Here is an 11,215-nt window from a genome sequence, read left to right on the forward strand (position 1 = left end):
CCGTTCAGACGGCCTGACTGACATTTATTGTCACTTTGTAACAATTTCACTGCGAGTAAGGCTTGGGGTTTAGAGATTTCCGGTTTTCGATAAATCAGGTTGTATTGCGTAATACCTTGTTATCTTTGTGCTTTAGTTCTTTTTGGCATTTGCCGGAGATTAGGTACTTAATCTTTCGGGTGTTATTCCTGCAAATTGTATGTCAGTTTTCCTTTATACGCATAATCTGTGTATGCCAGAATGTTGGCTTTATACAATATTCATATTAACGAACCAGAAACGGATTGTACCTTTTCTCATGCCCGATACTGGTCATGCGGCCGTGTCCGGCTATAACTTGCGTGGTTTCGGGCAGAGTTAATAGTTTAGCGCAGATATTGTTTATGAGGTCATCATGATTGCCGCGCGGAAAATCTGTGCGACCAACGGTCTCATAAAATAAAACATCGCCTGCGACTAAAAGACCGTTTTCGGCGTTATAGAAAACGACTTGGCCGGGAGTGTGGCCGGGAATGTGGAGGACTTGGAAGCTGTGGTTGCCGACCTTGAGCGATTCTCCTTCTTCCAACCAGCGTGTCGGCGTGAATGATGGAGAAACGGGGAAGCCGTATTGCGCCGTCGTTTGCGGAAGGGCTTGGAGCAGGAATTCGTCGTCTTTGTGCGGGCCGAGAACGGGTATATCGCAGGTTTTCAAAAGTTCAACTACGCCGCCTGCGTGGTCAAGATGGCCGTGGGTCAGCCAAATGGCGGTCAGCTTGAGGCCTTTGTTTTGGACTTGTTGCAATAAATAGGGTACATCGCCGCCGACATCGGTCAAAACGGCTTCTTTGGTTTCATCGTCCCAAATCAGCGTGCAGTTTTGACGGAAGGGGGTAACGGCGTTGATTTCAAATTGGAGTGCCATGGGTGTTCCTAGGAAAGGCTTGTTTAATGTTGTTTACGTTTCAGACGGCCTTTTGCACATTGGTGCATACTTTCGGCTACAATCGCAGCTTTTACGCAACAGAGGCCGTCTGAAAATGGAAAATACCTATTTTAACCTGTAGCAGACCATACGCAACGAAGCCGAGCAGTCGGCGGCGGAAGAACCTATGCTGGCCAGCTTCCTCCACATGACCGTGCTGCGGCACGACAGTTTGGAGCGGGTGCTGGCCTTCCACCTGTCGAGCAAGCTGGCCAATCCGACCATGGACATGCGCACGCTGTACGAACTCTACCTGCACGCGCTGGAAAAAGAACCGTGTATCGGCGAAGCCGTCCGCGCCGACATCGCCGCCTATTACGAACGCGACCCGGCCTGCGACCAATACTGCCTGCCGCTTTTGTATTTCAAAGGCTACCATGCCATTCAGGCGCACCGCATCAACCATTGCCTGTGGAAGGAAGGGCGCAAAACGCTGGCCTATTTCCTGCAAAACCGCGCTTCCGAAGTGTTCGGCGTCGATATCCATCCGGCCGCCCGTTTCGGGCAGGGGATTATGATTGACCACGGCACCGGCGTCGTCATCGGCGAAACCGCCGTTTTGGGCAACGACATTTCCATCCTTCACGGCGTAACCCTCGGCGGTTCGGGCAAAGAGGGCGGCGACCGCCATCCGAAAATCGGCGACGGTGTGATGATAGGCGCGAACGCTTCCGTGTTGGGCAACATCCGCGTGAACGAATGCGCGAAAATCGGCGCGGGCAGCGTGGTGGTGTCGGACGTACCCGCCTACAGCACCGTCGTCGGCGTGCCCGCCCGCGTGGTCGGCAACAAATCGCATGCCAAACCGGCGGAAGAAATGAATCAGAATTTTTATGAGGAAATGAATCAGGATTTCTATATTTGAACCTGTCCGTTCGGTAAGCGGTAAAACCTTGAGGCCGTCTGAAAGCAAAACATCCCTGCTTTTCAGACGGCCTCCCTGCCGCCCTTAATTTTTTTAAAGTTTTGTATGATTTCTTGAAATTTTGAAAACACACAAACCCCGCATACCAAACTGCTATAATCGCGCCGATTTTATAGCACCAACCAAGCTGCGGCGGGCACCTGCCGCTTTTTTATAACCTGAATTTTATAACCTAAAAAGGGAAAACATGACTATGCAAAAACCATCTCCCGCACACCGCCTTTTAACCCTCGCCGCCCTGCTGGCCGCCCTGCCTGCCGCCGCCGCGCCTAATAAGATTACCGAAATCGAAGATAATGGTTCGTATGCAACCGCCATCAACGGAAACGGTTCGATAGTAGTAGGAGGACTCGGCACACAAGCCGCCGTCTGGTCGGGCACTAACTGGGCGAAAAAAACCATCCTCGGCACACTGAAAACTGATGATGAATTGCTCGCTGGGGCATACCTTCAACCAAGTGCATCGGGTGTAAGCGGTGACGGCTCGGTGGTAGTCGGACATACTATCGACGACAACAGAAAAATTCACGCCATCGTCTGGTATGGTAACAATTGGGAGAAAAAAATCGATCTCGGCACGCACAGAAATGACAATTCAGGCGATTCTGGAGCAAATGCAGTCAGCAGAGACGGGAAAATAATAACCGGATATGCAGCTGGCAAAAACTCTTCTGCTCGCGCCACCGTCTGGTCGGGCAGCAACTGGGCCACTAAAACCGACCTCGGCACACTGGAAACCGGCAATTCCGGCATTTCGTACGGTCACGCCATCAGCAGCAACGGTTCGGTAGTGGTTGGAACCTCGACGGACGACTCTGACAGATTCCGGGCCGTTACTTGGTCAGGCAAAGACTGGAGCACCATAACCGACCTCGGTACGCTCAGAACCGAAAATTACGGCAGATCGTACGGATACGGCATCAGTGGCGACGGCTCGGTGGTGGTCGGAAAGTCAGACCGCTACATATACGAAGAACGGGCCGTCGCCTGGTATGGCAGCGGCTGGACGGAGAAAACCGACCTCGGCACGCTGAAAAAAGACAACTCCGGTTCTTCCGCAGCATACGCTGCCAACGGCGACGGTTCTGTTCTGGGCGGATATGCATTCAATGACGACGACGAAAGACGTGCCGTCGTCTGGTCAGGCAGTAACTGGGCGGACAAAACCGACCTCGGCACACTGACAACCGATAATTCAGGTGATTCACGAGTATCTGCTATCAGCGCCGACGGCAATTTTGCGGTCGGAGAGGCAGAAAACGACAACGGCAACACCCGCGCCGTCGTCTGGAACCTGCGCAGCTTCAACATCCGCGCGGCAGATACCGCCAACACCCGCGCCTCCCTGTCGCTGCTGTCTGCCGACACCGCCGCCATGCTCGCGCAGCGCGCCCGCGCGGCTGAAAACCTGCTGGGCGGCTGCCGCGCCGACGGCGGCAAATTCTGCTACAGCGCCGGATACCGCCGCGACATAGGACACGGCGCAAGCTCGCGCGGCGCAGACTTCGCCTTTGGCTACGGCTTCACCGACAACTTCGATGCCGCCGTCTCCCTGGCGGTTCCCGCCCGTGCCGAAGAAAACGGCAGTCACCGCCTGAAATCCGGCGTCGGCATCGGCCTGTCCGCACGCCTCCATAACGGCGCGGGCTGGTATGCCGTACCTGCCGCCGCCTTCGAAACGGACAAAACCCGCATCCGCCGCCCCCACCTGAACGGCACGGAAAGCCCCGAGAACACCGTCCGCACCAAAGGCCGCGCATACAGCCTGACGGCCGGCCGCGACTACGGCACGTCCGGTGAAAAAACCTTAGGCTGGTACGCCGCGCTGCGCCGCACCGAAGCCGAACGCCCGTCTTATAGCGAAGATGCGGGCCTGTCCTTCCCGTTTGCCTACGACGCGGCCAAGCTGAAAGAAACCTCATTGGCGGCAGGCATAAAAGGCCGCCTGCCCCTGACCGGCAAGCTGGCATGGTACGGCAATGCGGAAGTTGCACAGCGCGTGGGCGGCGGCAAATCCCGCTTCACCGCCGAGGCTCCTTTCTTCGGCAAATATGAAACGGAGCGCGAAACCTCGCGTACCCGTCCGTCCGTACAGACCGGCGTAGACTACGCCTTCAGCCCCTCCGCCGTGCTGTCGCTGGGCGGCTATATCGGCCGCAACGCCTTCTCCGGCACCGACAAAGGCATGTTCCTGAAGCTGAACGGCAAGTTCTAATCGTTGTAAGGCAATAAAAAAGGCCGTCTGAAACGTGAACTGCACCCCAAAAGTTGGACATCCCCTCCAACTCACAAGGTGCAGTTTTTTTATGAGCAAATATACATTACACTTCAAATACCAGGCCGTACTCCACTACCTGCACATACGCAGCCAACAGCGTACCACAGACCATTACGGCATTTCCCGAACCCACCTGCGACGATGGATACGCGCCTATCAAGAAGGCGGCATCGGCGCACTCGAACATCCCCAATCCAAAACCATGCCCCAACACCGCAAAAACCCCTTTATCGCAGACAAACCCGACCACGAAAAAACACAGGCAGAGCTTATCGAAGAGTTGTGCTATATGCGCGCAAAGGTTGCCTACCTATAGGGAATTGCTTGCGGAGCATTCCATGGTTCAAAGCATGTCGCGAAAGGCGAATTGTTGGGACAATGCGCCGATGGAAAGCTTCTTTGCGGTGTTGAAGACGGAGTGTTTCTATAACGCAGGAGAATTGACGGTGGACGAATTGATGAAACAGATAGATGATTATATGGATTACTACAACCGGGAGCGTTGCAGTTTGAAATTGAAAAAGCCGAGTCCTGTCGCATACAGAACCCGGCTTGCACAGAGCGCCTGAATAGGCTTTTATGAGTGTCCAAGATTTGGGGGCCAGTTCATTTTTTGCTATTATGTATATATAATAAAAAGCAAGTCTGGAAAAATGTCTTATGAATAATGTAATGCGGATCATGATACCGATTTTTGCGGTTTCTTTCATCTCTGCGGCGTTTGGTGCAGATTTGTTGTTGGCGCAGGAATATAAAAATCAAGATATTGCCGGTTGGGCCATGAGTGAAAAGTTGGATGGCGTACGCGCGTATTGGGACGGCAGGCGGCTGGTCAGTCGTCAGGGTTATGCGTTTACACCGCCCAAAGGTTTTACAGCAGGTTTTCCGCCGTTTCCGATGGATGGTGAGTTGTACAGCGGACGAGGGCAGTTTGAGCAAATTTCCGCGACGGTGCGTTCTGCCTCGGGAAATTGGGACGGCATCCGTTTGCATGTTTTTGATGTGCCGCAGGCGCAGGGTAATCTGTATCAGCGGCTGGAAACGGCTTCGAAATGGCTGAAATCACACCCGTCGGCACGGTTTACGGTCATTCCGCAAGTCAAGGTGCGCGACAAACAGCATGCTTTGGATTTTTTGAAACAAGTTGAAGCGTTGGGTGGGGAAGGGGTGATGCTGCGTCAACCTGAAGCCCGTTATGCAAGCGGTAGAAATGGGCAGCTGTTGAAGCTGAAAAGTGAATATGATGATGAATGTACGGTAACGCGTCATTATGAGGGCAAAGGGCGCAATGTCGGGCGTTTGGGTGCGGTAGGATGCAAAAACCAATATGGCGAGTTTCGTATCGGCAGCGGTTTTAAGGATAAAGACCGCGACCATCCGCCGAAAATCGGTGCGCTGATTACTTACCGTTATCGTGGTTTTACGCAAAAGGGAACGCCGAAATTTGCAACATTTGTCAGGGTGCGCTCGGATCGATAAAACAAATGAAAGGCCGTCTGAAAATAGGTTTCAGACGGCCTTTAATATAGATGTTGCATAGCCTTTAGGGCTAATCTACGTCAGCCCCTAGCCTTTTATAAGGTTTCCAATACATCAGGCAATTCGGCCAAGCTGTTGAGTATGGCGACATGGGGCATGGAGGAAAGCTGTTGGGCGGTGTATGCGCCGGTGGTGACTGCGATGGCACGGATTTTGGCATTGGCGGCCATTTCTAGGTCGTGGGTGGTATCGCCGACGACGACGGCCTCTTCCGGTTCAACACCCAGTCGGTCGCAGAGGGCAAGTACCATGTCGGGCGCGGGTTTGGACGGATATTCGCTAGCGCAGGCAGTTTCCAGCCAAAAGGCTTGGGTGTCGGTTTGTGCAATGGCTTTGTCCAAGCCGCTTCGGCCTTTGCCGGTGGCGATGGTAAGCCAATAACCTTGTTGTTGCAAGCGTTGCAGGCAGGACAGAGCTTCGGGGAACAGGGTCATATTGTGATTGTTGGGATTGAGGTAGTGCGCGGCATAGGTCTCAATCAGTGTTTCCTGAACGTGTTCGCTGACGTTGTGGGCAAGGCGGCGGATGATGCCGGAGAGGCTGTATCCGATGAGCGGACGGATTTGGTCGGCTTCGGGAACGGGCAGGCCGCAATCGGCAAAGCTTTGTTGAAAGGTGTGGATGATGGGGTTGGTGGTGTCGGCAAGCGTGCCGTCCCAGTCGAAAATAATGAGTTTGGGTTTCATGGGTTTCCTTTCAGACGGCCTTTTCCTGATTTTCCAACATTACAATGAATTGCGCCAATTCTTGCGGCAGGGGGGCTTTCAGGATCAGTTTTTCGCCGGTCAGCGGATGGGTGAGGTGCAGCTCGGAAGCGTGCAGGAACATTCTTTTCAAACCGAGTTTCTGCAGGCGTTTGTTGGCCTGATAGTCACCGTAGCGTTCGTCGCCGGCAATGGGGCAGTCTTGCGATTGCAGGTGGACGCGGATTTGGTGGGTGCGGCCGGTTTTCAGGGTGGCTTCGACAAAGGTCAGGTCGGAAAGGCCGACTTGGTGCAAAAGGCCGTCTGAAAAACGGTTTAACACGCGGAAGATGGTGTGGGCGGATTGGCCGTCTTCGCTGACGCGCACCATTTTTTCGCCTTGTGCGCCGGTGTATTTGAACAGGGGGAGCTTGACGTGGAAGCGGTCGTTCGGCAGCCTGCCGACACCCAGTGCGAGATAGATTTTTTTCGGATGGTCGTTGCGGATGGCTTCGTGTAGTTTCACCAAGGCGCTGCGTTTTTTTGCAATCATCAAAAGGCCGCTGGTGTCTTTGTCGAGGCGGTGGACGAGTTCGAGATAACGCGCTTCGGGGCGGGCGCGGCGGATTTGTTCGATGACGCCGAAGCTCACGCCGCTGCCGCCGTGGACGGCGACGCCGGATGGTTTGTTGATGACCAAAAGCGCATCGTCTTCGTAAACGATGTCAAACTCGCGCGCAGGCGCGGCCTGGCTTTCAGACGGCCTTTGTTTTTCAGCGATGCGTATCGGCGGAATGCGGACGGTATCGCCTGCCTGAATGCGGTTGTCGGGTTTGCAGCGTTTTTTGTTCAGCCGCACTTCGCCGGCGCGGATAATGCGGTGGATATGGCTTTTCGGGACGCCTTTGAGGATTTTTATCAGATAGTTATCAAGGCGTTGGCCTTCTTCGTGTTCGGCAACGGCAATCAGGCTGACTGAATCTTTGCGTATTGCGTGCATTTTCTCTATAATCCCAAACGTCCGTTTCGGGACCCGAACCTGCCGTCGCAGGCCGTCTGAAACGGATTTATTGTTAAAACGAGATTTTATATTAAAAACGCACTCCGCAAAGCATTTCCTTGTGTTTGTTCAAAGCCGGCAAACGCAATCCCGTAATTAAGTTTGAATTGAACCTGCCGTCCGGCCGGGCGTAAGACACAGTCCGCGCAGCACCGTCCGAAATTACCGGCGCTACGATAATAAGAAGATGTAGGCTGCCTTATTTTGTCCGAAGCATCAGCATTCGGACGGCAGCGGAACCATCAACCTTTCCGCCGCATTGTTCTTTATTTCCTTCTTTATCCGAATCCGTCCGCACATGGCTTGAGCTCAAGCATGCAACCTTGCGGATTTCAAATCAAATACTGGTTACACGGGGATTTTCCCATCTTGCCTTTGAAGAGTGCCAACCGGACAGACAGGCCGTCTGAAAAAGATATTCACAAATCAAACGGCCGCTGTTCACGAGGTGACTATGAAAAGAATGTTATTCAACGCAACGCAGGCCGAAGAGCTGCGCGTTGCCATTGTCGATGGCCAAAACCTTTTGGACTTGGACATCGAAACGCTGGGCAAAGAACAGCGTAAAGGCAATATCTACAAAGGTATCATTACCCGCATCGAGCCGTCGCTGGAAGCGTGTTTCGTCGATTACGGAACCGACCGCCACGGCTTTTTGCCGTTTAAGGAAGTATCGCGTTCATATTTCCGCGACTACGAAGGCGGCAGGGCGCGTATTCAGGACGTGCTCAAAGAGGGCATGGAAGTCATCGTCCAAGTCGAAAAAGACGAGCGCGGCAACAAAGGCGCGGCACTGACCACTTTCATCAGCCTGGCCGGCCGCTATTTGGTATTGATGCCGAACAACCCGCGCGGCGGCGGCGTATCCCGCCGTATCGAAGGCGAGGAGCGTCAAGAGTTGAAAGCCGCCATGGCCGAACTCGACATTCCGAACGGCATGAGCATTATTGCTCGCACAGCCGGCATCGGCCGCAGCGCGGAAGAGTTGGAATGGGACTTGAACTACCTCAAGCAACTCTGGCAAGCCATTGAAGAAGCAGGAAAAGCACACCATGACCCTTACCTGCTCTTCATGGAAAGCTCGCTGCTCATCCGCGCTATCCGCGACTATTTCCGTCCCGACATCGGCGAAATTCTGGTGGACAATCAAGAGGTTTATGACCAAGTCGCCGAGTTTATGAGCTACGTCATGCCGAGCAACGTAGGTCGTCTGAAACTCTATCAAGACCACACGCCGCTGTTCTCACGCTTCCAAATCGAACACCAAATCGAAAGCGCGTTTGCCCGCAGCGTCAGCCTACCTTCCGGCGGCGCGATTGTGATTGACCACACCGAAGCCCTGGTTTCCATCGATGTCAACTCCGCCCGCGCGACACGCGGCGCGGACATCGAAGACACCGCGTTCAAAACCAATATGGAAGCCGCCGAAGAGGTCGCCCGTCAAATGCGCCTGCGCGACTTGGGCGGTTTGGTCGTCATCGACTTCATCGACATGGAAAATCCGAAACACCAACGCGATGTTGAAAACGTCCTGCGCGACGCGCTCAAAAAAGACCGCGCACGCGTGCAAATGGGCAAACTTTCGCGTTTCGGCCTTTTGGAGTTGAGCCGCCAACGTTTGAAACCGGCTCTGGGAGAAAGCAGCCATGTTGCGTGTCCGCGCTGTGCCGGTACAGGCGTCATCCGCGGCATCGAATCCACCGCCCTGCACGTTTTGCGCATCATTCAAGAAGAAGCAATGAAAGACAACACCGGCGAAGTACACGCACAAGTGCCTGTCGATGTTGCCACCTTCCTGTTGAACGAAAAACGCGCCGAGCTGTTTGCGATGGAAGAGCGCTTGGATGTGAACGTCGTCCTGATTCCAAACATCCACTTGGAAAATCCGCACTACGAAATCAACCGCATCCGCATTGATGACGTAGAAGAAGACGGCGAACCGAGCTACAAACGCGTTGCCGAGCCGGAAGAAGACGAATCTGCCAAACCTTTCGGCAGCGAAAAAGCCAAAGCAGCCCGTCCTGAGCCTGCCGTCAAAGGCGTGCGCCATACCCAGCCTGCGCCAACTGTCGCCCCTGAGAAAAAAGCCTCTTGGTGGGACAGCTTCAAAGCCTGGTTGAAACGTATTTTCGGCGGCGAGCCTGCGCCTGCCGCAGTTGCTCAAGAGCCTGCCGAAAAACGCACTACAACCAACCGCAGCCAAAACAGCAACCGCCGTTCAAACAGCCGCCGTCAAAATCCACGCCGCAACAACAAACACGACGGCAGTAAAGTCGAAGTGCGCGAAGTAGGTGCCGAAGCCGCCGACAGTAAGTTTGAAGAAAGCAAATCAAACGAAAGCCGCAACGACGAGCGTAAAGAAAGCCGCCGCAGCCGCAACCGCAACAACCGCCGCGATGAGCGCAACAACGAGCGTAACCGTGTTGAGGAAACGGTTGAAGACGTAAACGTTCAAGAAGTGGCCGCACTGGCTGAGATGCCGTCTGAAAACCAAGCGGAACAAAACGGCAATAAACGCCGCCGCAACAACGGCCGTAACGAGCGCAACCGCCATCAATCTACGGAAAACCGTGTTGAAGACGTGAACGTTCAAGCCGATGGCGAACAGGCGCGAGTTGAAACGGACGACAATGCTCGCAGCGAAGAGGGTGTGAAAAACAACGGCCGTCAAGGACGCGACCGCAACAATCGTCAGCGCAACAATCGCAACGACCGCCGTTCTAACAGCAAAAAACGCAATATTCCGTCTTCAGCAAAAATCGAGCAATACCTGAACATTACCGATACCGCCGACAAAGTTCTCTTTGCTGTGGCGCATGTTTTGGGTTTGAACGAAACGGTTGAAGCTGCAAATGCGACATTGTCTTCTGAAAGCGATCAAGCCGAGCCGCTGGTGATTGTAGTATCCGAGCCTGAAGTGACCAGCGCAGAGCCATTCGTATTTGCGATTGAAAGCGAAGACGAGCCTGCCGTAGCGCAAACTGAAGGCGCTGATGCCGAACAAGCCCTGCTTGCTTCTGCAGTCAGCAATGTCAAAGAAGCCATTGCTGCGGTATTGTCTCCGAATGCAACGGCTACTGTTGCACCGGTTGAAGCACCAGCCGGAACTGTTGCCACACAAACTGAAGCCGTAGCTGAAAAAGCGCCTGTTGCCGCTGTTTTGCCGGAAGGTTTGGGCGATTTGATTTTCGTTGAAACCGATCCGCAAGCCGTTGCCGCTTTTGCCGCGCAGCCACAACCCGAACCGGTTGCCAAAACACGCCGTTCGGATGTGCCTAAAGTAGAAGTGGAAGACGTAGCAGTCGAAATGATTTTGGTGGAAACACGCAAAGACTAAGATTGGTTTTCCAGTTAAAAGCCCGATGTTGAACGCATCGGGCTTTTTATTGGTTGAGAGGGAGTGAGCCACTTATTTTTTGTGTTTGCCATGAGCGTTGCTTCATGGTTAAAAAGCAGGATAGCGCTGAGAAAGGGAGGGGTGTGATTCTTTCAATGGGAAGGGCTTGACGATAAATAGATCGGTATGAAAAAAGGCCGTCTGAAATGGTTTCAGACGGCCTTAGTTTGTGTGTATGTTTGGGTATTGTGATTATTTTTTGTTCAGAGAGTCACGGATTTCGCGCAACAACAGAACTTCTTCGCTAGGCTCTGCCGGTGCTTCTTCAGCAGGAGCTTCGGCTTTTTTCACGGAGTTGATGGCTTTAACCACGCAGAAGATGGCAGCGGCGATGATCAGGAAGCTGATCACGGTGTTGATGAACAGACC

The 11,215-nt window shown here is 53.6% G+C and carries 10 protein-coding genes; 6 read left to right on the forward strand and 4 right to left on the reverse strand.

Annotation, left to right across the window (positions count from 1 at the left end):
• Positions 1–265 precede the first annotated feature (265 nt).
• Positions 266–904 carry an MBL fold metallo-hydrolase gene (locus tag ACTHSP_RS13030; protein ID WP_003683764.1) on the reverse strand — a complete coding sequence of 213 codons (639 nt, stop codon included), beginning with the start codon at positions 902–904 and terminating at the stop codon, positions 266–268.
• 148 nt (positions 905–1,052) lie between these two features.
• On the opposite strand from ACTHSP_RS13030, the gene cysE reads away from it, so the two are divergent.
• From cysE to ACTHSP_RS13055, 5 genes are all read left to right on the forward strand, one after another.
• Positions 1,053–1,829, forward strand: a complete 777-nt coding sequence (gene cysE, locus ACTHSP_RS13035) for a serine O-acetyltransferase (RefSeq protein WP_440346242.1) — start codon at positions 1,053–1,055, stop codon at positions 1,827–1,829.
• A 247-nt stretch (positions 1,830–2,076) separates the two neighbouring features.
• A complete protein-coding gene (locus ACTHSP_RS13040; RefSeq protein WP_440346235.1) occupies positions 2,077–4,104 on the forward strand; it encodes a hypothetical protein in 2,028 nt (675 codons plus the stop codon).
• A 91-nt stretch (positions 4,105–4,195) separates the two neighbouring features.
• Positions 4,196–4,483, forward strand: coding sequence for a helix-turn-helix domain-containing protein (locus ACTHSP_RS13045; RefSeq protein ID WP_440346236.1), 288 nt, complete (start codon positions 4,196–4,198; stop codon positions 4,481–4,483).
• Positions 4,484–4,505: 22 nt separating this feature from the next.
• Positions 4,506–4,736, forward strand: a complete 231-nt coding sequence (locus ACTHSP_RS13050; protein WP_440346237.1) for an IS3 family transposase — start codon at positions 4,506–4,508, stop codon at positions 4,734–4,736.
• A gap of 103 nt (positions 4,737–4,839) precedes the next feature.
• Positions 4,840–5,646 (forward strand): DNA ligase, encoded by an 807-nt coding sequence (locus ACTHSP_RS13055; RefSeq protein WP_440346238.1) that lies wholly within the window; start codon positions 4,840–4,842, stop codon positions 5,644–5,646.
• 95 nt (positions 5,647–5,741) lie between these two features.
• On the opposite strand, the gene ACTHSP_RS13060 is transcribed toward ACTHSP_RS13055, so the two are convergent.
• Both ACTHSP_RS13060 and ACTHSP_RS13065 read right to left on the reverse strand, forming a co-directional pair.
• Positions 5,742–6,392, reverse strand: a complete 651-nt coding sequence (locus ACTHSP_RS13060) for an HAD-IA family hydrolase (RefSeq protein WP_440346239.1) — start codon at positions 6,390–6,392, stop codon at positions 5,742–5,744.
• A 10-nt stretch (positions 6,393–6,402) separates the two neighbouring features.
• Positions 6,403–7,389, reverse strand: a complete 987-nt coding sequence (locus ACTHSP_RS13065; protein ID WP_440346240.1) for an RluA family pseudouridine synthase — start codon at positions 7,387–7,389, stop codon at positions 6,403–6,405.
• 514 nt (positions 7,390–7,903) lie between these two features.
• On the opposite strand from ACTHSP_RS13065, the gene ACTHSP_RS13070 reads away from it, so the two are divergent.
• Positions 7,904–10,786 carry an Rne/Rng family ribonuclease gene (locus ACTHSP_RS13070; protein WP_440346241.1) on the forward strand — a complete coding sequence of 961 codons (2,883 nt, stop codon included), beginning with the start codon at positions 7,904–7,906 and terminating at the stop codon, positions 10,784–10,786.
• A gap of 252 nt (positions 10,787–11,038) precedes the next feature.
• Here ACTHSP_RS13070 and ACTHSP_RS13075 read toward each other — a convergent pair.
• Positions 11,039–11,215 (reverse strand): MscL family protein (locus tag ACTHSP_RS13075; RefSeq protein WP_440346243.1); only part of this gene is annotated, 177 nt, incomplete at its 5' end.

The organism is Neisseria sp. P0001.S005 (assembly GCF_051963715.1).

Excerpts from the sequence above, each read along its gene's own strand:
- ACTHSP_RS13030 (WP_003683764.1), bottom strand. The coding sequence starts at position 904 with ATGGCACTCCAATTTGAAATCAACGCCGTTACCCCCTTCCGTCAAAAC.
- ACTHSP_RS13040 (WP_440346235.1), top strand. The coding sequence starts at position 2,077 with ATGACTATGCAAAAACCATCTCCCGCACACCGCCTTTTAACCCTCGCC.
- ACTHSP_RS13045 (WP_440346236.1), top strand. The coding sequence starts at position 4,196 with ATGAGCAAATATACATTACACTTCAAATACCAGGCCGTACTCCACTAC.
- ACTHSP_RS13050 (WP_440346237.1), top strand. The coding sequence starts at position 4,506 with ATGGTTCAAAGCATGTCGCGAAAGGCGAATTGTTGGGACAATGCGCCG.
- ACTHSP_RS13055 (WP_440346238.1), top strand. The coding sequence starts at position 4,840 with ATGCGGATCATGATACCGATTTTTGCGGTTTCTTTCATCTCTGCGGCG.
- ACTHSP_RS13060 (WP_440346239.1), bottom strand. The coding sequence starts at position 6,392 with ATGAAACCCAAACTCATTATTTTCGACTGGGACGGCACGCTTGCCGAC.
- ACTHSP_RS13065 (WP_440346240.1), bottom strand. The coding sequence starts at position 7,389 with ATGCACGCAATACGCAAAGATTCAGTCAGCCTGATTGCCGTTGCCGAA.
- ACTHSP_RS13070 (WP_440346241.1), top strand. The coding sequence starts at position 7,904 with ATGAAAAGAATGTTATTCAACGCAACGCAGGCCGAAGAGCTGCGCGTT.